The sequence below is a fragment of the Sulfuriferula sp. genome (assembly GCF_054605375.1).
Genome location: NZ_JBTSEG010000016.1, coordinates 52,439 through 74,354, shown reverse-complemented (window position 1 = coordinate 74,354; position 21,916 = coordinate 52,439). Strand labels below are relative to the sequence as shown.

The 21,916-nt window shown below is 52.7% G+C and carries 19 protein-coding genes; 5 read left to right on the top strand and 14 right to left on the bottom strand.

Features of this window, described 5'->3' with window-relative positions:
- Together ACYCZJ_RS10445 and flhB are read right to left on the bottom strand one after the other, a co-directional pair.
- Positions 1 to 649: FHIPEP family type III secretion protein (locus ACYCZJ_RS10445; RefSeq protein ID WP_461554156.1), on the bottom strand; the 649-nt coding region annotated here is incomplete at its 3' end.
- A complete protein-coding gene (flhB, locus tag ACYCZJ_RS10440; RefSeq protein WP_461554155.1) occupies positions 646 to 1,818 on the bottom strand; it encodes a flagellar biosynthesis protein FlhB in 1,173 nt (390 codons plus the stop codon). The genes ACYCZJ_RS10445 and flhB, both read right to left, overlap by 4 nt.
- A 368-nt stretch (positions 1,819 to 2,186) precedes the next feature.
- Here flhB and ACYCZJ_RS10435 point away from each other — a divergent pair, with 368 nt between their 5' ends.
- From ACYCZJ_RS10435 to ACYCZJ_RS10425, 3 genes are read left to right on the top strand one after another with little or no spacing between them, the layout of a single operon-like run.
- Positions 2,187 to 4,781: an EAL domain-containing protein gene (locus tag ACYCZJ_RS10435; RefSeq protein WP_461554154.1), complete on the top strand. Its 2,595-nt coding sequence runs from the start codon at positions 2,187 to 2,189 to the stop codon at positions 4,779 to 4,781.
- Positions 4,778 to 5,101, top strand: a complete 324-nt coding sequence (locus ACYCZJ_RS10430; RefSeq protein ID WP_461554153.1) for a hypothetical protein — start codon at positions 4,778 to 4,780, stop codon at positions 5,099 to 5,101. Before ACYCZJ_RS10435 ends, ACYCZJ_RS10430 begins: the two co-directional genes overlap by 4 nt.
- Complete coding sequence (locus ACYCZJ_RS10425; protein WP_461554152.1) at positions 5,094 to 5,939, top strand: HDOD domain-containing protein; 846 nt, start codon at positions 5,094 to 5,096, stop codon at positions 5,937 to 5,939. The genes ACYCZJ_RS10430 and ACYCZJ_RS10425 overlap by 8 nt, the downstream gene beginning before the upstream one ends.
- Before the next feature lie 109 nt (positions 5,940 to 6,048).
- Here the strand turns inward: ACYCZJ_RS10425 and motB are convergent, their stop codons facing one another.
- The 5 genes from motB to flhD form a co-directional block, all read right to left on the bottom strand.
- Entirely contained in the window at positions 6,049 to 6,990 is a 942-nt protein-coding gene (gene motB / locus ACYCZJ_RS10420; RefSeq protein WP_461554151.1) for a flagellar motor protein MotB, read from the bottom strand.
- Positions 6,991 to 7,014: 24 nt separating this feature from the next.
- Positions 7,015 to 7,875, bottom strand: coding sequence for a flagellar motor stator protein MotA (gene motA / locus ACYCZJ_RS10415; protein ID WP_461554150.1), 861 nt, complete (start codon positions 7,873 to 7,875; stop codon positions 7,015 to 7,017).
- A gap of 152 nt (positions 7,876 to 8,027) precedes the next feature.
- Positions 8,028 to 8,801 (bottom strand): class I SAM-dependent methyltransferase, encoded by a 774-nt coding sequence (locus ACYCZJ_RS10410; RefSeq protein ID WP_461554149.1) that lies wholly within the window; start codon positions 8,799 to 8,801, stop codon positions 8,028 to 8,030.
- 55 nt (positions 8,802 to 8,856) lie between these two features.
- Entirely contained in the window at positions 8,857 to 9,414 is a 558-nt protein-coding gene (gene flhC / locus ACYCZJ_RS10405) for a flagellar transcriptional regulator FlhC (RefSeq protein WP_461554148.1), read from the bottom strand.
- A 44-nt stretch (positions 9,415 to 9,458) separates the two neighbouring features.
- Positions 9,459 to 9,776: a flagellar transcriptional regulator FlhD gene (gene flhD, locus ACYCZJ_RS10400; RefSeq protein ID WP_461554147.1), complete on the bottom strand. Its 318-nt coding sequence runs from the start codon at positions 9,774 to 9,776 to the stop codon at positions 9,459 to 9,461.
- A 281-nt stretch (positions 9,777 to 10,057) separates the two neighbouring features.
- Between flhD and ACYCZJ_RS10395 the strand changes: the two genes are divergently transcribed.
- Both ACYCZJ_RS10395 and ACYCZJ_RS10390 read left to right on the top strand, forming a co-directional pair.
- Entirely contained in the window at positions 10,058 to 11,782 is a 1,725-nt protein-coding gene (locus ACYCZJ_RS10395) for a putative bifunctional diguanylate cyclase/phosphodiesterase (RefSeq protein WP_461554146.1), read from the top strand.
- A 14-nt stretch (positions 11,783 to 11,796) separates the two neighbouring features.
- Positions 11,797 to 13,296, top strand: coding sequence for an HDOD domain-containing protein (locus ACYCZJ_RS10390; protein WP_461554145.1), 1,500 nt, complete (start codon positions 11,797 to 11,799; stop codon positions 13,294 to 13,296).
- 54 nt (positions 13,297 to 13,350) lie between these two features.
- Here the strand turns inward: ACYCZJ_RS10390 and sucB are convergent, their stop codons facing one another.
- From sucB to sdhC, 7 genes are read right to left on the bottom strand one after another with little or no spacing between them, the layout of a single operon-like run.
- The gene (gene sucB, locus ACYCZJ_RS10385; protein WP_461554144.1) at positions 13,351 to 14,472 is read right to left on the bottom strand and encodes a dihydrolipoyllysine-residue succinyltransferase; all 1,122 of its coding nucleotides are present in this window, start codon (positions 14,470 to 14,472) and stop codon (positions 13,351 to 13,353) included.
- The gene (locus ACYCZJ_RS10380; RefSeq protein ID WP_461554143.1) at positions 14,473 to 17,217 is read right to left on the bottom strand and encodes a 2-oxoglutarate dehydrogenase E1 component; all 2,745 of its coding nucleotides are present in this window, start codon (positions 17,215 to 17,217) and stop codon (positions 14,473 to 14,475) included.
- 4 nt (positions 17,218 to 17,221) lie between these two features.
- Positions 17,222 to 18,757, bottom strand: a complete 1,536-nt coding sequence (gene gltA / locus ACYCZJ_RS10375) for a citrate synthase (RefSeq protein WP_461554142.1) — start codon at positions 18,755 to 18,757, stop codon at positions 17,222 to 17,224.
- Positions 18,754 to 19,452 (bottom strand): succinate dehydrogenase iron-sulfur subunit, encoded by a 699-nt coding sequence (locus ACYCZJ_RS10370; RefSeq protein ID WP_461554141.1) that lies wholly within the window; start codon positions 19,450 to 19,452, stop codon positions 18,754 to 18,756. Before ACYCZJ_RS10370 ends, gltA begins: the two co-directional genes overlap by 4 nt.
- On the bottom strand, positions 19,452 to 21,212 hold the full coding sequence (gene sdhA, locus ACYCZJ_RS10365; RefSeq protein ID WP_461554161.1) for a succinate dehydrogenase flavoprotein subunit: 1,761 nt from the start codon (positions 21,210 to 21,212) through the stop codon (positions 19,452 to 19,454). Before sdhA ends, ACYCZJ_RS10370 begins: the two co-directional genes overlap by 1 nt.
- Positions 21,212 to 21,547 carry a succinate dehydrogenase, hydrophobic membrane anchor protein gene (gene sdhD, locus ACYCZJ_RS10360; protein WP_461554140.1) on the bottom strand — a complete coding sequence of 112 codons (336 nt, stop codon included), beginning with the start codon at positions 21,545 to 21,547 and terminating at the stop codon, positions 21,212 to 21,214. The genes sdhA and sdhD overlap by 1 nt, the downstream gene beginning before the upstream one ends.
- Positions 21,535 to 21,912 (bottom strand): succinate dehydrogenase, cytochrome b556 subunit, encoded by a 378-nt coding sequence (sdhC, locus tag ACYCZJ_RS10355; RefSeq protein ID WP_461554139.1) that lies wholly within the window; start codon positions 21,910 to 21,912, stop codon positions 21,535 to 21,537. The genes sdhD and sdhC overlap by 13 nt, the downstream gene beginning before the upstream one ends.
- Positions 21,913 to 21,916 lie beyond the last annotated feature (4 nt).

Sequence of the window (21,916 nt, the reverse complement as noted above, 5' to 3'; positions counted from 1 at the left end):
TGATATTGATCACCGTCACCATGATTCCGGCCACTGCATCGCCGCGCACATATTTGCTGGCACCGTCCATCGCGCCGTAAAACTCGGCTTCCTGGGCGACTTCGGTACGGCGCTGGCGCGCATCCTGCTCACCGATCAGACCGGCATTCAAATCGGCATCAATAGCCATCTGCTTGCCTGGCATGGCATCCAGGGTAAAGCGTGCGCCGACTTCCGCGATACGCCCGGCACCCTTGGTGACAACCATGAAGTTGATGATGGTCAAAATGATGAAAACCACGATACCGACAGCATAATTGCCGCCAATCAGAAAATGTCCGAATGCCTCGATCACTTTACCGGCAGCAGCAGGTCCAGTGTGTCCTTCGGTGAGGACGATACGTGTTGAGGCCACGTTCAGCGAAAGGCGCAGCATGGTGCTGACCAGCAAAACTGTCGGAAAGACGATGAAGTCCAGCGGCTTTACCGTATACAAGCTGGTTAGCAATACGATAATGGCAAGTGCAATATTGAAACTGAAAAAAATATCAAGCGCGAAGGTGGGTAACGGCAAAACCATCATGGCCAGCATGATGATGATGATCATCGGCGCAACCATGGTGGCGCCACCTGCAGCAGTCAACCATCCGGGCAGCTTCAGGCCATTCATTGCATGGCTCCATTATGATCCGAGGATTGCGCCGCCTCGTTTAACGGATCAAGTTGCGGGGGGACATCAAGGTCGCCGGGGATATCCGGGCGTACGCCACCCTGCTGCCGGTAAGTACGCAACTGGAATACATAAGCCAGCACTTCCGCTACTGCCGTATATAGTGCTTCCGGAATTTCATCGCCCAGCTCAGCATGCCGGTATAGCGCTCGCGCCAGTGGCGGCGCCTCCAGCAGGGGCACATTATTTGCGCCAGCCAATTCCCGTATCTTCGCAGCCACCTCATCCGCACCTTTAGCCACCACTGTGGGGGCACGCATCATACCGTCCAAATATTTAAGGGCCACCGCGTAGTGGGTCGGGTTGGTCACCACCACGTCCGCCGTGGGCACTTCGGACATCATGCGGCGACGCGCCATTTCACGCTGCTGCGCGCGAATTTTTGCCTTGATTTGCGGATCGCCATCGGTTTCTTTGGCTTCCTGACGAACTTCCTGCCGTGTCATCTTCAATTTATTCGCGTGATGCCATATCTGATAGGGCGCATCAATCATGACAATCACGCCCAGGGCACTGGCCACCGTGATAAAACTGATCCACAGCAGACTGGCAAGGTGTGCGCTACCATCCTGAAGGGATTCCAGGCTAAGTGCCAGAACCGCATCTTTTTGGCCCCAGATGACAAACCCGGCCACCACGCCTACCAGAATGGTCTTGGCTATTGCCTTGCCGAATTCCACAGCCGCATTGGAAGAAACCAGATTACCCAATCCCTTGACAGGATTCATGCGTCCAAAATTCGGTTGCAGCGATTTGGTACTGAACAACCAGCCGCCAATCAGGGCCGGCGTGATCAGGGCAACAATAATCAAAAGTAAGGCTATCGGCGCAAACACCAGTAAAAGATCGCGCAGGCTCGCGCCAATGTGCATGAAAAGCGCGGATGCATCAAAAGCCATCGTGCGCTCAAAACTCAGGCCGGAAACCAATGTGCTTTCCAGCTGGCGAATCAATTTATCTCCCGAAAACCAGATGCCGCTTCCGGCAGCCATCAGTATGGTGAAGGTGGCGAGCTCGCGTGAACGCGGGACATTGCCGTCCTCACGCGCTTTTTCCAGTCGCTGTGGTGTGGCTGATTCGGTTTTCTCGAGATCGCTGTCTTCAGACATCGCCTAATTCCTTCTGATGGGGCCATTGCGCGTTCAACATGACGCATCGACGGATCACACAGCTACGATTATTGGCTATAAGTTGTTGGCTCCATCGGAGGAATAAGGACCTAAATTCCCCCGTATTTCATTGAAGGCACGTAATTGAAATATTAATCGGCGTAAATATTGCTAAAGAGTTTGCGAATAGATGCCGATGAACGGGAGTCGGCCTGTGTCAATGCCGAGGGAATGGCCTGGTGTGAATAAACACCGGACACAGGAAGCTGAACCAGCAAAAACAACAGGTCATATATGTCTGACAGATTGAAAGACAAAACAGGCTTCAATGCCGAAAATGTGCTTCACGATGATCCGGGCATGGGCCAATGAGGCTCAATCCTGGCAATCATCGTCAGCTCGATACCCTGCTGCAGATCAGCTGCCGCGCGTTGGCGTGTTCCGGAAATGGCATTGTTATCCTGGACGCGACAACCGGGGCCACCCCGATCATTTTTGCCAATGAGGCATTTTGTCGCATCACTGGTCATGCGATAGAAGAAATCAGGGGGCTCAATTTTGTTCATTTACTTGGCAAGCTTCTCGATGCCGAGAAAATCGCTACGCTCTGCGACGCGCTGAACCGCAACAGCGAGACACAACTCGTACTGAGTAGCCAATGTCAGGATGGGGTCGAAGTGTGGAGTAAATTACACATCTCCCCGGTATTTGATGACGCTGACGGAATTACGTGTTTCATCGGTGTACAAACCGACATTTCCGAGCATAAGCGCGACGAGGAGCGACTTGCTTATCAATCCACCCACGACGCATTGACCGGGCTACCCAACCGCAACCTGCTCAAAGATCGTCTGCAACAGGCTATTGCGCAAACCGACCGTAGCGAAGGTAGCGTAGCGCTGCTATTTCTCGACCTGGATCATTTCAAGCTGATTAATGACAGTCTTGGGCATGCCGAGGGTGATCGAATGTTGCTCGACGTGGCTGAACGACTACGTTCCTGCGTAAGGGAGGGTGATACGGTATCCCGGCACGGTGGCGATGAATTCGTGCTGGTGCTACAAAATATTGATCAAATGCATCACGTCGCATCGATTTGCGAAAAAATATTACAGACCATCGCCAATCCATTTTCCATACAGGGTCATAGTTTCCACGTTACCTGCAGCATCGGTATTGCGCTCTATCCTCAGGATGGCCGGGATGCAGAAACTCTTTTCAAGTATGCCGACATGGCCTTGTACCAGGCAAAAGATCGCGGCCGTAACCACTTCCAGTTCTTTTCCAGGGAAATGAACGAGCGCATGCTGGAACGCATCACCCTGGATGAAGCCTTGCGATCGGCCATATCCAACGACGAATTACTCCTGCATTACCAGCCGTTGGTAAACCTGGGCACAGGTCAGGTAACCGGTTTGGAAACACTGGTACGCTGGCAACATCCCCAGTTCGGCATGGTATCGCCTGTGCGGTTTATCCCCATTGCCGAAGAATCAACCCTGATCGCCAGTATTAGTGAATGGGTATTGCGCAAAGCCTGTCAGGATATGCGTACCTGGACTGACAATGGCCTGACCGGATTCCAGGTTGCGGTAAACGTTTCGCCCAGGCAATTCCGTGACCCGAAACTGGCTGACCGTATTGAGCATGTGCTCTCCGAATATCGCATTGACCCCGGCATGTTGTCTCTGGAAATCACCGAAACAGTGTTGATGCAAGACACCGTTTCGAGTGAAGCTACACTCCGCCAGCTCAAGGCGCTGGGCGTAGATCTTGCCCTCGACGACTTCGGGACAGGTTATTCCTCGCTCAGCTATTTGAAGCGTTTCCCGTTCGACCGGGTCAAAATAGACCGCTCCTTCGTTCGGGACATCATTACCGATTCGGATGATGCTGCGATATCAAAAGCCATCATCTCCATGGCCCACAGCCTCGGTATACGCGTCGTCGCCGAAGGTGTCGAAACTGAAGCCCAATGTCAATTTTTACGCCGTCATCAATGTGACGAAATGCAGGGTTACTATTTTAGCCATCCGCTCCCATTTATAAAAATAACGGCTTTGCTGAATGAAAAAAGACAACTTCCAGAGAATATTCTGGTTCAGAAAAAATCTGTGCGAACACTGCTGCTGGTGAATGCGGATTGCGTAATTCTGGCTGCGTTACAACAACTGCTATGCCGGAACAATTATCGGATCATGACTGCATGCAGCGGGGAAGAAGCCTTGATGGTGCTCGCCCAAAGCGAAATTGATGTCATGGTATCCGGGGGGATCATGCCCGGTATGGGCGGAATGGAACTATTCAACAGAGTCATGAAAATGTACCCTGAAGTCATACGGGTCATCCTGTCCGACATCGACGAAAATCAGTCAATCATTGATGAAGACACTCAGGGCTTGATCCATAAAATCATCATCAAACCATGGGATAACCCGCAATTGCGCTGCCATATTGATGACGCTTTTCGGCACAAAGTTTTGTCCGAGATTAATCGGCGCTATGCCCATGAATTCCACGAAGAATTCAAACAGGAAAATCTGCGCCTGAATATCAAGACAAAAACCTTGAGTCAGGCATTGGCGAGCGCCCATCTGAAGCTGGAAAAAACCCGAGGCCAGCAACAGCAAGAGAACCGGCGTGATCAAACTCAGCGCGACATCATGGCCGAAATGCTTGAGCACATCCCGCTACCTGTATTGGGTCTGGACAACGATCATGTGATCGTTTATCTCAATACAGCTGCCGAAACGCTGTTCGCATCACACGGGGGGATACTTGGCTGCAACGCGCGCGACATAATGCCCATCCTTCACAAAACAACGCATGATGTTGATGCAAACGACCCACCTTCTATTCAGATCGAACAACAACACTATCAGATCTCTTGTCAGCGCATGGGCTTGCATTCGATCTCCAAGGGCAGCGTGCTTACCCTGTTAAAACAGGAAATAAACGCATGAATCCAGTCCGCGAACAAATCGCTCTGGAGAAGGCTGTAGCCGGCATGATACTGGTAGACAACCTGAACGATTCGGAAGGCAATCTGTTGCTGTCACGCGGCACAGCGCTCACTGAAGCCACCCTGATGATCCTGCGTCGTCGCAGGATACAATATTTGCATGTCCTGATGACCATCCATACCGAGGCCGAGGCGGGTGCCACCCACGACCTCCAGCGACAGCGCCTAGCGAAGCTCTTTCGGATAGCTGGCACTTCAGGTGCAAACGGCCTGTTGCTTCGTCACCTCATTCAATATCGTGTGGATGAAGACCGTGAATAAATTAACCATGAACCAGGTTGTTAAAACGATCCGGGGCCTGCCGCCTCTACCGGAAATTGTGGCTGATTTGTTGAGCACGATGGGAGAGGATGATGTCGACATTGACACGCTGGCCGAAAAACTTGCCCGCGACCCGGCATTGGTTGCTACCACACTGCGCCTGGCCAATTCCTCGTTTTACGGAATGTCACATAGAGTCTCCAGTGTTCGGGAATCATTTGCAATTCTCGGTCTGAAAAGTATGCGCACCCTGGTGATCGCTGCATCTGTAGCGAATGGCTTTATTGCCAACCATGACTTGGCAGGCAAAATCGAAAAGAACTGGCATCATTCGATTTCTGTGGCCGTATGTGCCAAAGCATTGGCACGCCAACTCCATCAGGATCAGGAACTCGCGTTTACAGCAGGCTTGCTTCACGATATTGGCATTCTGGTCCTGGCGATCTATTTTCCCATACAGAATCAGGCGGCACTCACTCACCGTGCAATGCATGATTGCACCTTGTTTCAGGCTGAACAAACCATACTGGGTATTGATCACGCCATGGCAGGTCAAGCATTGGCCGAATACTGGAAATTACCGCAGGAAATACAACTGGCCATTGGTGGCCATCATGCACCCGATCAAGTTGAGCACTGTACGCTGGTCTCTCTGGTACATGTTGCCGATGCAATCGTGCATGCACTTGACCTGGCTATGGAAGAGGCGGAACTGGTCCCGCCTGTTTCCACTGCGGCCTGGGACAGGCTTGGTATAGGACAGGAAACAGCATTGCGGGTATTTGAAGAGACGGAACAACAGCTTGCTGAAATGTGCCAAATTTTGACTATCCAATAAAACAACGATTTGTTGCCTTATCTATAAAATGTCGCTGAGGCATAATCCAGCGGCGCTTCTTTCGCTCACTCCAAATCCATTTGGGGATTTTCTACCGAGCCTTGAATTACTATTTGGCAGGGTTGGGCTGCGCCCCCGAAAGACTTTGTTGCGCCTGTGCCGCGCTGTTAACGTCGGTGACATTGCCCGCCTCCCTGGCTATGGCATCTTCTGTTTTCTTGTTCATGACAATGATGCTGATGCGCCGGTTAATAGGATTGAAAGGATCCTTGCTGTCGAGAGGAACTGCCGAAGCAAGTCCCACCACCCGCAATATTTTATTCTCATCCATGCCGCCCGCAATCAATTCGCGACGTGATGCGTTGGCACGATCCGCCGACAGTTCCCAATTACTGTAGCCTGCGCCACCGCCCGAATAGGGCGATGCATCGGTATGACCGGAAAGACTGATTTTATTGGGCACATCATTTAAAGTGTGGCCGATATCGTGGAGAATTTCCTTTGTATAGGGCTCCAGTTGAGCCTTGGACAATGCAAACATGGGCCGATTTTTTTCATCGACGATCTGGATACGCAGACCCTCGGTCGTAATATCAATCAATAATTGTTTTTTGAATTGCTTCAATGTCGGGTTGGCATCAATGGCCACCTCGATGCGGCCCTTCAACGCCTTTAAACGGGAGGCATCAAGGCGGTCAAGATCCGCTTGAGCGGCCTTCAGATCATAGCTTTTCTTCTGCGCCGGATTATCGGCTTTATTGATTTGGCCAATCTGTCTGGTCAAATCCTTGCCGCCACCCTGAATGACACTGGAACTATCACCACTACCCGACCCGCCTGCCATTGCCACCTTCAGCGGCGTCTGGAAATATTCCGCAATGCCTTGCAGCTCGCCTTTCGTGGTTGAACCAAGCAACCACATCAACAGAAAAAATGCCATCATCGCCGTGACAAAGTCGGCATAGGCAATCTTCCAGGCGCCGCCATGATGGCTGCCCCGGGATTTTTTGATGCGCTTGACGATTATCGGGCGTGGTACTGCTTCGGCCATATCTGTTCCTGCTGGGCTATCTGATTATTTGGATTTGGCTTGCTTGACGTGATCTTCCAGTTCACTGAAAGTAGGACGCTCGGTTGAGAACAACACTTTTCTACCGAACTCCACCGCAAGTGCCGGCGCATAGCCATTGAGACTGGCAAGTAAAGTAACTTTAACGCATTGAAACATTTTCGAGGATTCATGCAATTTCTGCTCCAGCAAACTGGCAAGCGGCCCAACGAATCCATACGCGAGCAAGATGCCAAGGAAGGTTCCGACCAATGCGTTGGCGATCAAGATACCCAGTTCCGCCGGTGGCAATCCAACTGATGCCATGGTATGCACAACACCCATAACCGCTGCCACGATACCAAATGCAGGCATACCATCGCCCAGTTTTGCAATAGCGTGTACGGGCACCTCACCCTCGTGATGATGGGTTTCGATCTCGTTGTCCATCAGATTCTCGATCTGGAAGGCGTCCATATTCCCCGCCACCATCAGACGCAGATAATCGGTCATGAATTCCATAATATGATGATCAGAAAGAATCGCCGGATATTTGCTGAAGATCGGGCTCTCATGAGGGTTATCAACGTCTCCTTCTATCGACATCAAACCTTCTTTGCGCACTTTGCTCAATAATTCATACAGTAGCGCCATCAGTTCCATGTACAGTGCTTTTGTGTACTTGGATCCCTTTACCAGGGTGGGTAATGCCTTGAGTGTCGCCCTGATGGATTTTGCATTATTGCCAACCAGAAATGCCCCCGTAGCAGCACCGCCGATCATCAGCAGTTCCACAGGCTGCAAAAGCGCGGCCAGATGCCCACCAGCCAGTGCGAACCCACCAAACACAGAGGCTAAAACTACAATATATCCAACAATAACTAGCACGCGTCCAAACTCCGTTGATAATGTGATTTTTTATAAATTGCTGACTATCCGTAACCTGATTCACCAGCCAGGAATCTGAATGCCGCGTTCATTTAGGTTTACGACTCGTGCTACAAGAACTTGAGCGCTACCAGCTGTGCCGAAACCCACCATCAAAAACGCCAGGCATAGAGGGTTGGGCCATCTGCCTGAGGGATGACCAGGATGTCCGCAGCCACATCCGGTATGGAAAATTCATAGCTAATCAACAAGGTGCCGGAGCGCATTTCCCGTCTGGCTTTTTCCCACAAGGCAGGCATGGCTGCTGGCGACAAATAGGCAAATACCACATCATATTGTGCAAAATTCCGATGCATGTAATCACCAAGCATGAACTGTCCGCGACTGCGTCCTATTTTTGCCCGCAACCAGCTTGCCAGCCAGGGTAGCGGCGCCAACTCGATCCCGGCAAATTCACTTTCCGGTCTGCGTGCAGCAAGATTCAACACCAGCCCGCCCAGACCGCTACCGATATCGATCAAGCGTATCGGCCGATCAGCAGGGATCAGACCTGCAACCGATTCCCAGGCAGCTGGTCCGGATGGATAAAATGGAACCTGGGTGCGGAACGCCGTCCAGTACAGACCAAGGAAGAAGATGAACAAGGCGAGAAAAATTCCCGGCGGCAAAGATAGCGAAAGAGCGGCTATCAATGCGCCAGGAAACAGCAGCTGGATAAGAAGCCACCAAGGTGCAAGACGGCGCCAAAAAGTAAGTATTGCCGCTATCATTCCCTGCAGGAATGCCGCCAAGACAATACTGACCTGCGTGTCGGCCAGTATCCAGATACTTCGTATCAGCAGCAGGGTCAGCAAGAAGGAAATACATTGAATGATCAGCGCCTGCACTGCAGGTGCCTGGAACGAAGATCGGAACAAGCGCGCCATGTTTCCCGCCTGCTTCCTGAGATCAGCTACAAGCCTGGTTCGGGTTTTATATCAATCAGGCTGCAAGCGCTAATGCGGCTGCGGCATCTTCTCGGACTTTTTTGGTTTTTCCTGCCCGGGATGGCATATGACAAAGCCCACAGGCATAGTCATCATGCAGATCCAGACTGTTCACCACGAAATGCCCTCCGCATTTGCAGCAAGCAGTGGTTTTGAGCATTTTCCGGTTTACAAAGCGCACCAGTGTCCAGGCGCGGGTAAGTGACAGTACCGCTTCCTCATCCTGACCCGGGCGTACTTGCTCGAGATAAAGCTGATAGGCCTTCATTACCGCTTCAATCCCCTGAACATTGGCATGTTCTACAAGATAATGGTGAATATTGATAAATAAGGAAGAATGAATATTGGGCTGCCAGGTCAGGAACCAGTCGGTGGAGAACGGCAGCATGCCTTTCGGAGGCGAAATCCCCCTAAGCTCCTTATATAACTTCAGCAGACGCTCTCTGGATAATGAGGTTTCCGACTCAAGCAATTGCAAACGCGCACCAAGGTTAACCAGCTGGATGGCGAGCTGAATTTCATTCGATTCGGTCACTACGCTTTTTTTGGTCATTTTTATATCCCTGGCCTGACTATTTGCAATAACGGATTGTCTGCTTAAGCGATTTCTTCTATTGGCTGGCCTGCCATCAGGATCGCAGCATGCGATTGCGCCAGAGTTCGATCCTTGTTGTAATTAGTCAGCATGCCGAGGATGGCGCTATCGTCAAAACGGAAACGTGCCAGCATCATCTTGGTGCCGGCAAGTTTGAGAATCTGTGCATTACTCAGACCTGCAATAAGATCGGCGATATTTTTATCTATTCCCAGACGAAAAATTGCTGTGGCCTTGTCTGAACGTATCAACTGCTGTGCAAGCATCAGATAGCTCAGGTTGGCATCCCGGATTTCAGCCATTATGTCGTTCGCTGTCATTTTAGTCCCCTTACAGTAACCGTCGGAAACTGGATTGCAATATACAATCCCAGTGGCAGCCATTCTGAAGCTTGGAAATAAGGCGGGAAATAGGTCATGCTCGGTATTTCGCGTAAGAGTTTGTCTTACATATATTTACAACTACTTACAAATTCCAAGCATGCTTATAATATGCGGATACCCTACAAAAGGCTGGCAAAGAGCCGTTATAAAAGAGAATAGCCGGCCGCAGCACATGCCCTTGCATTCGACTTGATTTAAACCGGAGACTAGTTTCTGTCATGGTTCACATACCCGATACCCCGCTGCACACAAACCTTGATATCCAGCTAGCGAATTTGATGGAAGCTGCGGGCGATGCGGTTTTTCGGCTTAACGCTGAAGGAGAGATTCTTTCTGCAAGCAAACGCGCCATAGATTTGATCCAGCCTGACGGCTTGCTCACCGGTTTATTGTTATCCGATCTGGTGGTGCCTGAAGAACATGGGGTGATTTCCTCCGCAGTAAAACATGCCATTCAATCGCGTCAGCACAATCAAGTACATGTCCGGATAAAAACCAGTACAACAGCACTCTACTTTGACTTTCTGATGACGGCATATTTGACTGAAGAAGGCCATACGGAACTGCTTGCCGTGGGCAAGAATATTGCGCAGCAAATGGCTAATGAGGAAAGTTTGCGCCATCTTGCTACTCATGACTCATTGACGGGACTACCCAATCGATCCCTGCTTTCCGACCGCCTGAATATGGCGATGGCGCAAGCAAGGCGCACCGGACAAGGCTTTTCTGTCCTGGCACTGGATCTGGATGGCTTCAAAAAAATCAATGATGCGTTGGGACACCCGGTCGGAGACGTTTTACTGCGTGAGGCCGGAATGCGGCTACGCGAAATATTGCGGGATACCGACACGCTGGCACGTGTAGGAGGTGATGAATTCATCGCGGTGCTACCCAGCGCACTAACGGAAATCGAGATTCAGATTATCGCGCGTCGCATGATCACTTCCATTCAACTCCCTTTTGAAATCCAGGGCCATGTTCTGTATGTAAGCACATCTATCGGTGTCGCCATCTACCCGGAACATGGGGATCATGAGGTGAAGTTGCTCGCGCATGCTGATATTGCCTTGTATCGCGCAAAGGAAACCGGCAAAGCTCGCTACGTGCTTTATGATCCTCAAACATTCACCAAGCCAGTCCATGATGTATCAATTGAAGCGGCGATGTTTGAAGCAGTCAAGAATGGTGAATTCTTGTTGCATTATCAACCTGTAGTCGATGCAAACACGCGCCAGATCATGGGTTTCGAAGCACTTATGCGGTGGATGCACCCTGATCTAGGTTTGATGTCACCACTTCAATTCATCCCGATGGCGGAAAATAACGGCCTGATTAATTTGTTGGGCGCATGGGTGCTTAAAGCTGCCTGCGTTCAGCTCAAGCACTTCGAAAAAGCAGCCGGTCACCGGCTCTATATGTCCGTCAACGTCAGTCCCAGGCAATTCAGAAGCGATCAATTCCTTGCCACCCTTGATGAAGCCATCAAACTATCCAGCCTGCAGGGTAATCAATTGCTGCTGGAAATTACTGAAGGTATCCTGATGAGCGATCCGGAGTATGCCGAAACCCTGCTGATCGAGATCGCGGCACGCGGCGTCGGGATCGCAATTGATGATTTTGGAACCGGCTATTCTTCACTGGCGTATCTGAAACGCTTTCCCATTAACACACTGAAAATCGACCGGGCCTTTGTCAAGGACTTGCCTCACTCGGTAAAAGATGCCGCAATTTGCGATGTCGTGATCAGTCTGGCCGGTCACTTGAACCTGACGACAGTTGCTGAAGGCGTTGAGGATGAACAGCAGTTACAATTCCTTGCTGCGCAAGGCTGCGCCCTGATCCAGGGGTTTCATACTGGTCACCCCATGCTGCCAAGCGAGGCAATCGCGGTATTAACCGCTAACGCTACCGCTACCGCCATCCATTCATCAGACGCCCTATGAAAGATTTCAATACAATGATGAGCACGACATCTACACAAAGTCCGCAGAAAACGCTGGAAACACTATGGAAGCGAATCAAGCAGCGCGGTGACTTGCCCGGCTTTTCCAATGTGGTCAGTGCAATCATGAACGCAATTCGCGGCGAGGATGACCGCGAATTCAATATGACAAAAACCGTATTATCCGATCCTGCATTAACGCAAAAAGTATTGCGGCTCGCCAATAGTGCAATGTATTCAGTGTTTGGCCAGGACATCAATACGGTGTCGAAAGCGGTTCTCATTGTGGGTACCGAATCAATAGGTCACCTGGCGTTAAGTTCCAAACTGATTGACGGCCTGGCCAAGGCATCCACCGCCTCGGCGAGCACCCGGAATGAAATGCAGAAAGCCGTTCTGGCCAGTCATATCGCACGCCAAGTTACAGGCGCGGCCAGTGCACGCGATGCAGAGGAAGCAGTTGTCTGTGCAATGCTTCACAGTCTGGGACGCATGTTGGTGACATTTTATCTGCCCGAGGATTGGGCTTTGGTGCAGGCCCGCAGTAAGCAACAAGGCATTGATGAAACACAGGCGGCCCGCGATACCCTGGGAATGGGGCTGGATGAGGTTGGTCGCTGGGTGGGACAGAAATGGGGCTTGCCAACTACACTCATCGACAGCATGCAGGATGTACTGCCGCATACCGTGGATGAACCACTCGATCATGCAGCCTGGCTGGGAGCCGTCTCCACCATGTCTTCCCTCTGCGCGGAGGTACTGTGCGATGAGACCAGCACCAGGCTTAATCCACTTGAGAAAATAACAAACAGCTACGCTGATATGTTGGGGATGGACACACCCGAAATGTTTGCAGCCATCCAGACAGCACAGGAATCAGCTCAACAGGACAATCTGTTTATCAATGTCACCAAATCGCGACTAACCAAGGCCGAGCCTATCACCACTGCCACTAGCGGCAAACCACACGACGCCGTCATGATTCTGACGCGCAGCGTAACGGATATGCATGGCGTATCCAACAATGCGACAGCTTATCAGCTCCTGACCATGGCGCTGGAGACCATCTACCAGGGCCTGGGTCTGAGTCGCGCAATTTTTTTTCTGCGCAACGGCAGCGGGAATGAAGGAAAATATTTTGCCCGCACCGGATTTGGCGACAAAATGCAGGAACTCATTCCTCGCCTGGTATTCAGTGACGCTTATCAACCCGACGTTTTTCACGCCGGCATGGCAAACGATAAAATCGTTGTTGTTAAAAACGCCAGGGACCAGATGTTTATTAACAAGCTTCCTCGCTGGTGGCGCGATGCGCTGCCCACGACCCACAGCTTTATCATCCTGCCCCTGACAGTCAATCGTCGCCCGGCAGGTTTCATCTATGGTGACTGGGACGCGCTGCCTTTAACCAGTGAACTGGATGCCGCAGAACTCCAGCAACTGAATGAACTCCGCACACTCATGGTCCGAGCAATCGAAAAACACTATCAGCAGAACGCCACTTTGCTGATTTGAATCTGCGCTTGGTGTAGCAGCACTGATAGCGCACGTCTAGACAGGCGTTGGTACTCAGATACCCAGCATCAACCGCGCCGGATCTTCCAGTGCGTTTTTCATCTCCACCAGGAACTGCACGGCATCACGCCCATCAATCAGACGGTGGTCATAGGACAGTGCCAGATACATCATCGGACGAATGATCACCTGACCTTTTTCGGCAATGGGACGTTCCTGAATTTTGTGCATCCCCAGAATAGCCGACTGGGGCGGATTCAGAATCGGTGTGGAAAGCAGCGAACCAAATACGCCGCCGTTACTGATCGAAAATGTACCGCCACTGAGCTCTTCCAGGGTTAATTGCAAAGTTTCGGCACGTTGGGCAAAGTCGCCAATACCGCGCTCGATCTCGGCGAAGCCCTTGCAGTCTGCATCGCGCAAAACGGGCACGACTAAACCGCGCGTCGTGGAAACTGCGATACCGAGATCATAATAATCGTGGTACACGATCTCGCTGCCATCAATCGAAGCGTTGACGACGGGAAACTGCTTCAACGCCAGCACCGCTGCTTTGGCAAAGAAAGACATGAACCCCAGCTTGACGCCATGTTCTCGCAGGAAATCATCCTTGTAGCGAGCGCGCAGATCCATCACCGGCTGCATGTTCACTTCATTGAACGTGGTAAGAATAGCTGCGCTGTGTTGTGCGGACAGCAGGCGCTCGGCGATACGGGTGCGTAGACGACTCATGGGCTCGCGACGTTCATTGCGCCCCGGACGGGAATCGACAACGACAGGTTGTGGAGGCCGTTGCGCAATGGGTTCCGGTACGACTGGCTGCGTAATAGCTTTAACGGGCGTGGGCTTTTCCGGCACGACGACCGTCTCTGCTTTATCCTCCGTTACCTTCTGTTTTCGCACCTCCACAGACAAGTCGGGTGCCAGGGTCTCGGTCTCGCCATTTTCAATGTGTGCGATCACCTCCCCCGCCGTCACCACGGCGCCATTCTCGCGCAGCAACGCCACCAGCACGCCGGAAGCGGGTGCGGAAATTTCAAGTATGACCTTGTCGGTTTCCAGATCGATCAGGGTTTCATCACGGATGACCGCATCACCGGGTTGCTTGTGCCATTCCAGCAGCGTGCCTTCAGTAATCGAATCGGAAAGTTCGGGTGTTTTAACTTCGATCAGCATTTATAGGAGGGCCTCGTCTATCAACGCTTTGCGTTGTGCTTCGAACACTTCAGGATAACCTACTGCAGGCGATGCAGCGAAGGGTCTGCCGGCATAGCGCATGCTCTGTGTCGCGACCATACATTCGCGCAGGTGATGCTGAATGGAAAACCACGCACCCTGATTCTGAGGTTCTTCCTGCGCCCATACCAGCTCGGTTGCATTCGGATAATGCGCCATTTCCGCACTGAACGCATCGCGCGGGAATGGATAAAGCTGCTCGATACGCACCAGCGCAATATCAGTGACATCGCGCGCCTTTAAAGCATCCAGCAATTCAAAGTAAAGCTTGCCGCTGCATGCCACCACACGGCGTACACGGGTGGCATTGACTGCTGCGCCGGCCCCGATCACGGCACTGAATCCGCCGCTGGTAAACGCTGCCAGCGGCGATCCAGCCGACTTGGCTCGCAACAAGCTTTTCGGAGTCATCACGACAAGCGGCTTGCGGTACGGGCGCAGCATCTGGCGACGCATAAGATGAAACATCTGCGCCGCAGTGGTCGGTTGGCACACCTGAATATTATCGTTGGCACACAGCTGCATGAAACGTTCGAGACGTGCCGATGAATGTTCCGGCCCCTGCCCTTCCTGCCCATGCGGCAACAGCAGCGTAAGGCCGCACAGCCGCCCCCATTTGGCTTCACCACTGGCAATGAATTGATCGATCACTACCTGCGCCCCATTGGCGAAATCGCCGAATTGAGCCTCCCAGATCACCAGTTCATCCGGCTCGGCTGTCGCATAGCCGTATTCAAATGCGAGTACCGCCAGCTCGGACAGCAAAGAATCAATCACCACAAAATGCGGCTGATTCGGGTAAACATGTTGCAGTGGCACATATTCGCCTGCATCCCAGCGTTCACGTTGCTGATCGTGGAGCACCGCATGACGGTGGAAAAACGTGCCCCGTCCACTATCCTGGCCGGATAAACGCACCGGATATCCATCACGCAACAGGCTCGCGTAGGCCAAATTTTCTGCCATGCCCCAGTCAAGTGGCAGATTTCCGTTTGCCATCTCGCGCCGGTCACCAAGAATCCGGGCGACGCGCGGATGCGGCGTAAAACCGTCGGGGATCGTATATATTGTTTCCGCCAGCGCCTGCAATTGTGCAAGAGGCAAGGCAGTCTCGGCCGGATGTTGCCAATCGATGTCACGATAGGCTTTCCAGTTGGCTGCGTACGCCCGTTTATATAATGATACTGCGGGTTGCACGATGCGCTCTTCGGTTTCCAGTTGCTCCCGATAAGCTGCGACCATATTCATCGCTTCGGTCCCGGTGACGACCGCTTCCCCAGCCAGTTTGCCCGCATACAGCGCACGTGTGCCAGGATGTTCCGATATCTTGTGATACATCAACGGCTGCGTTACCGCCGGCTCATCCTGCTCGTTATGACCATGACGGCGGAAGCACACCAGATCAATGATGATGTTTTTATGAAACTCACGCCGGTAATCGAGCGCAATCTCGACTGCCAGCAGCGCCGCTTCAGGATCGTCGGCATTGACGTGCAATACCGGTGCCTCGATCATTTTCGCCACATCAGTGCAGTACAGTGAGGAGCGTGTATCGCGCGGATCCGAGGTCGTGAAGCCGATCTGATTGTTGATGACAATATGGATGCCACCGCCATTGCTGAAGCCGCGTGTCTGCGACATGTTCAGGCTTTCCATTACCACGCCCTGACCGGAGAAGGCAGCATCGCCATGCAGGATCACCGGTACCACTTCAGTACCATCGTGGTCGCCACGACGCTGCTGGCGCGCGCGCACCGAACCGCGCACGACCGGATGAACGATTTCCAGATGGGAAGGATTGAAGGCAAGCGCCAGGTGCACTGTTCCGTTACCGGTTGTCACATCGGTGGAAAATCCCTGGTGATATTTCACATCACCTGTCAAAGCGCCATCCACATGGACCTGCGCCGGGCCGAATATCTGATTCAACGGCTTGCCCAATACATTGACCAGCACATTGATCCGTCCACGATGTGCCATACCCAGCACAATTTCCTGTGCACCGCGTTGCGATGCACCCTCGATTACCCCATGCAGCATGGGAATCAAGGTTTCAGCGCCTTCCAGTGAAAACCGTTTTTGCCCTACATAGCGTGTATGCAGGAATTTTTCCAGGGTCTCGGCCGAGGTGAGCCCTTCGAGGATGCGCTTTTTTTGTGATGTATCGAGCTGCGGGGTGGCCAGACAACCCTCCAGCCGCGCCTGCAGCCAGCGTTTGCGGGTATTGTCGGACAGATACATGTATTCTGCCGCCAGCGTACCGCAATAGGTGCGGCGCAAGATACGCAAAATATCACTCAGCGCAGCCTGTGCAGGCGCTACCAGCGACCCCGTATCAAACAGCCTGTTATTATCTTCCGGCGTCAGGCCGTAATGTGACGGATCAAGTTCCGGGACCTCCGGCAGGGAAAACCGCTTGAGCGGATCCAGATCGGCACGGCGCACGCCGAGAAAGCGATATGCATTGATCAGTTGCAATACACTCACCTGACGTGAGTCGCATGGTGTATTGGAGGATTGCGTAGGCGTGGTCAGGTTCGCACCAGAGACAGGCGGTAGCGCATCGAACCAGGCTCGCCAGTGCGCCGGAATACTGTCCGGATCCGCCAGATAGGCATCGAACAATGCCTCCAGCAAAGGCGCATTGCCGGAAAACAGAACACCATGCTCCTGCCACGGTTCCATGTGACTACCGTTTATCCATCGCTACATAATCGCGCCGCACATCACCTACGTAGAGTTGACGCGGTCGCCCGATCTTGTTTTCCGGGTCGCCTATCATTTCATTCCATTGCGCCACCCAGCCAGCGGTACGCGCCAACGCAAACATGGCAGTAAACATGTTGGTAGGAATACCAAGCGCCCGCAATACAATGCCGGAATAGAAATCCACATTCGGATAAAGTTTCTTGGCAACGAAATATTCATCCTCCAGTGCAATCTGTTCCAGTTTCAGTGCAATCTTGAACAAGGGGTCATCATTGAGGCCAAGTTCGTTCAGCACTTCATGACATGTATCACGCATCACGGCCGCCCGCGGGTCCATATTTTTGTAGATCCGATGACCAAATCCCATTAGACGGAATGAATTACTTTTATCCTTGGCACGTTCGATATAAGCACCAATACGGGAAACATCGCCAATTTCCTCCAGCATGGACAATGCAGCCTCGTTGGCACCACCATGTGCAGGTCCCCACAGCGAAGCAATCCCTGCCGAGATACAGGCAAACGGATTCGCTCCGGAGGAACCCGCCAGTCGCACTGTCGAAGTTGAGGCGTTCTGTTCATGGTCGGCATGCAGAATCATGATACGTTCCAGCGCACGCGTCAGAACCGGATTCGCAGAGTACGGCTCACACGGTGTAGCGAACATCATGTACATGAAATTCTCCACATAACCGAGCTTGTTTTGCGGATACATGAAAGGCTGGCCTATGTTGTATTTGTAGCTCCAGGCAGCAATGGTAGGGACTTTAGCCAGCAAGCGGAAAGCCGATATCTCGCGGTGACGCTGGTCGCTGATATCCAGTGAATCATGATAAAACGCAGACAATGCACCCACGACCCCAACCATCACAGCCATGGGATGCGCATTACGTTGAAAACCACGGAACACATTGCTGATCTGATCGTGCAGCATACTGTGCTGACGCATGGTGGTATCAAAATGTAGCTTCTGCGCCTCATTCGGCAACTCCCCGTATTGCAGCAGGTAAGCCACTTCTATGAAATCCGAATACTGCGCCAATTGCTCGATTGGATAGCCACGGTAATAAAGCAAGCCCTTGTCGCCATCAATGTAGGTGATGCTGGAACTGCAGCTTGCTGTCGCCTGAAAACCCGGGTCATAGGTAAAGTAACCGGATTTTCCCAGACTGCGGATATCAATCACGCGCGGACCCAAATTCCCGGCCAGCACAGGTAATTCGATGGGTTTGGCACCGTTATCAAAAGTGAGGGTAACTTTGGTCGGAGCCTTCATTTTTTGCTTCCCTTTCTGCAACCATTCAATAATTTCTGCTTGCAGGGGATAACCCGCAGGCTGTTTAGTCTGGATCATGTTCCACAACTCGCCATCGTCCAGATCAAGAAGCGTGCCGAAAGCATGCTGCATGCTGGATGAAAGTGCAGGATAAGTGTGTTCCAGAAAATCCAGTAGCAGGATGTCCAGTTCAAGCATACCGCGTCGGGCACGCCAGTGCAGTCGATTTAACTCGCTCATGCGCCGCGTTTGACCAGCAGCGTTTTCATTTTACCAATTGCAGCCGTAGGATTCAGCCCTTTTGGACACACTGATACACAATTCATGATGCCATGACAGCGAAACAGGCGATAAGGGTCTTGCAGATTGTCCAGGCGCTGGTTGCCATCCTGATCGCGGCTATCCGCAATGAAACGATAAGCCGCCAGCAACCCGGCTGGTCCGACAAACTTGTCCGGGTTCCACCAGAACGACGGGCATGCTGAAGAACAGCAGCCGCACTGGATGCACTCTACCAAACCATCCAGTTGCTCGCGCTGTTGCGGGGTTTGCAGCCGCTCGATTTCCGGCGCGGGATCGGCATTCTTGAGCCAGGGCTCGATCGAGCGATACTGCTGATTGAGTGGCGTCATATCCACCACCAGGTCACGTATCACCGGCAAACCCGGCAACGGGCGTACTTCCACCGGCTGCTTCAGATCAAGCAATGGTGTAATACAGGCGAGACCGTTGCTGCCGTTGATGTTCATGCCATCCGAGCCACATACCCCTTCACGGCAGGAACGACGCAAGGTAAGTGTGCCGTCCAGCGTATCCTTGATCAGCAGCAGCGCATCCAGCAGCATGTTACCGGCCGGCTCGATATCCAGATCGTAGGCCTGCATGCGTGGCTTGGCTTCCTGCTCTGGATCGTAACGGTAAATGGAGAAACGCATCAGTAGCTTCGCTCCCTGGGTAAAAACGGCTCCACGGTGAGCGGTTTCAAGCGCACCGGCTTGGTATCGATCTGATCGTTTTCACGACTGTACAAGGTGTGCTTAAGCCAGTGATCGTCATCGCGTTGAGGGTAATCCTCACGCGCATGCGCACCCCTGCTCTCAGTCCGCGTCAGTGCGGAAACCAGCGTCGCGCGAGCTACGCCAAACAGATTCTCCAACTCCAATGCCTCGATACGGGCGGTATTGAATATCTGCCCATGATCGGCAATACAAGCCTTATCCAGCCTGGTCTCCAGTATATCCAGGGCTGCGATACCTTCGCGAATCAAGGCTTCAGTGCGGAATACACCGCAATGTTTTTGCATCAATGTTTGCAGTGCCAGGCGCAGATCAGCTACATTTTCGCCCGCGCCGGTTTTATCCCAACGCGCCAGACGTGCCAAAGCGACTTCGGCAGCAGATTCCGGCAACAGCCGCGGAAATGGGTTTTCGCGCAGGGTTTCGATGATGTGGTTGCCGGCGGCACGGCCGAACACGACCAGATCCAGCAGCGAGTTACCGCCCAGGCGATTGGCACCATGCACTGAAACGCAGGCGCATTCACCCACGGCATACAGTCCGGGCACCGGCTCTTCGGGGCCGAAACGCGCCGGCATCACCACCTGACCATGCAGATTGGTGGGGATTCCACCCATCATGTAGTGTGCCGTCGGCACTATCGGAATAGGTTCATCAATCGGATCGACCCCGGCAAAACGCATCGCCAGTTCGCGAATGCCGGGAAGCTTGTCTTTGATCAGCGCCGCGCCGAGATGGTCGAGCTTGAGGTGTATGGTATCGCCTTGCGGCCCGCAGCCACGCCCGGCATGAATTTCCAGGGCAACCGCACGTGCGACCACATCGCGTCCGGCAAGGTCTTTGGCATGCGGCGCATAACGTTCCATAAAACGCTCGCCCTGGTTATTGACCAGATAGCCACCTTCTCCACGCACCCCCTCTGAAATCAGGCTGCCTGAACCGGGCAAGCCGGTGGGGTGGAACTGCCAGAATTCCATATCCTGTAGCGCAAGGCCTGCACGCAATACCATACCCAGTCCATCGCCGGTATTGATATGAGCGTTGGTGGAGTAGCGAAAAACTCGACCCGCCCCGCCCGTTGCCAGCAAAGTCGCACGCGCCTCGATTACCAGCGGGACACCGGTTTCAATACACAGCGTTGTCACGCCCAGTACATAACCGCCGGCATCCCGCAACAAATCAAGCGCAAAATATTCATCGAAGAAATGGGTGCGTGCCTTCAGATTCTGCTGGTGCAGGGTATGCAGCAATGCATGGCCGGTGCGATCAGCGGCGGCGCAGGTTCGCGTAGCCTGCTCTCCCCCATAATTCATGGACTGGCCACCGAATGGCCGCTGGTAGATACGGCCATTATCCAGCCGCGAGAATGGCAGCCCCATGTGTTCCAGTTCGATCACCGCATCGGCAGCATGGCGGCACATGTATTCGATGGCGTCCTGATCACCCAGGTAATCCGAGCCTTTGACTGTGTCATACATGTGCCAGTGCCAGTTATCCGGGGTGACATTGCCCAGCGCGGCGGTAATGCCGCCCTGCGCTGATACGGTATGCGAACGTGTCGGGAATACCTTCGAGACCACTGCCACCTGCAAGCCGGAACCGGATAATTGCAATGCAGCACGTAGCCCGGCTCCGCCCCCGCCAATGATGACTGCATCGAATTTGCGCTTGGCCGGCATCACGGCAAGCGCCACAAAATAGCCCCTGCCCATATCACGCAAACTACCAGCCAGAGCAAGGCTGCGCTATGTAAAGCCAGACGTAAACCAAATGAATGTACATAATCCATAAAAATATCGCGCATTCCCACCCATGCATGTAACGCCAGCGCTGCCACAAATAGCAATGTCATTATCCGTATAGGCAAAGGCATGAATAATCCGCGCCAGGCAGAAAAATCAAGCGGCCAATGCAGCGCAATCCACACCGGAAAAAAGAGCGAATAGACCGCCAACAGCAAGGCGCTTATTCGCTGCACCAGCCACATGGACAACGCACCGCCTACCATAACCATTTGACCGCAATCATCAGGGTCAACAAGCCGCTTGCCAATAGCGTGACTGCAGACAGTTTGCGTGCTGTCACCAGGTCTGTGCCGACATGGATATCCAGCAGCAAAAAGCGCAATCCGCCCAGCAGGTGCTGCAAATAGCCCCACAACAATAGCGTCAACAGTGCTTTGACCACCGGCAAGAGGAGCCATGCGCGCAATTGTGTGTAGCCGTCGATGTCGAATGAAGCTTGCAGCAAGTACAGCAGCAGCGGCGTGACAAGAAACAAAACAGCGCCACTCATGCGCTGCAGGATAGATACCCACCCCGGCAAAGGCAGGTGAATTTTCCTCAGATTGAGGTAAACCGGCCGGGACGGATGCCGCACCGCT

Coding starts and splice junctions, on each gene's coding strand:
- flhB (WP_461554155.1), bottom strand. CDS start 1,818: ATGTCTGAAGACAGCGATCTCGAGAAAACCGAATCAGCCACACCACAG.
- ACYCZJ_RS10435 (WP_461554154.1), top strand. CDS start 2,187: ATGAGGCTCAATCCTGGCAATCATCGTCAGCTCGATACCCTGCTGCAG.
- ACYCZJ_RS10430 (WP_461554153.1), top strand. CDS start 4,778: ATGAATCCAGTCCGCGAACAAATCGCTCTGGAGAAGGCTGTAGCCGGC.
- motB (WP_461554151.1), bottom strand. CDS start 6,990: ATGGCCGAAGCAGTACCACGCCCGATAATCGTCAAGCGCATCAAAAAA.
- ACYCZJ_RS10410 (WP_461554149.1), bottom strand. CDS start 8,801: ATGGCGCGCTTGTTCCGATCTTCGTTCCAGGCACCTGCAGTGCAGGCG.
- flhC (WP_461554148.1), bottom strand. CDS start 9,414: ATGACCAAAAAAAGCGTAGTGACCGAATCGAATGAAATTCAGCTCGCC.
- flhD (WP_461554147.1), bottom strand. CDS start 9,776: ATGACAGCGAACGACATAATGGCTGAAATCCGGGATGCCAACCTGAGC.
- ACYCZJ_RS10395 (WP_461554146.1), top strand. CDS start 10,058: ATGGTTCACATACCCGATACCCCGCTGCACACAAACCTTGATATCCAG.
- ACYCZJ_RS10390 (WP_461554145.1), top strand. CDS start 11,797: ATGATGAGCACGACATCTACACAAAGTCCGCAGAAAACGCTGGAAACA.
- sucB (WP_461554144.1), bottom strand. CDS start 14,472: ATGCTGATCGAAGTTAAAACACCCGAACTTTCCGATTCGATTACTGAA.
- ACYCZJ_RS10380 (WP_461554143.1), bottom strand. CDS start 17,217: ATGGAACCGTGGCAGGAGCATGGTGTTCTGTTTTCCGGCAATGCGCCT.
- gltA (WP_461554142.1), bottom strand. CDS start 18,757: ATGAGCGAGTTAAATCGACTGCACTGGCGTGCCCGACGCGGTATGCTT.
- ACYCZJ_RS10370 (WP_461554141.1), bottom strand. CDS start 19,452: ATGCGTTTCTCCATTTACCGTTACGATCCAGAGCAGGAAGCCAAGCCA.
- sdhA (WP_461554161.1), bottom strand. CDS start 21,212: ATGCCGGCCAAGCGCAAATTCGATGCAGTCATCATTGGCGGGGGCGGA.
- sdhD (WP_461554140.1), bottom strand. CDS start 21,547: ATGGTTATGGTAGGCGGTGCGTTGTCCATGTGGCTGGTGCAGCGAATA.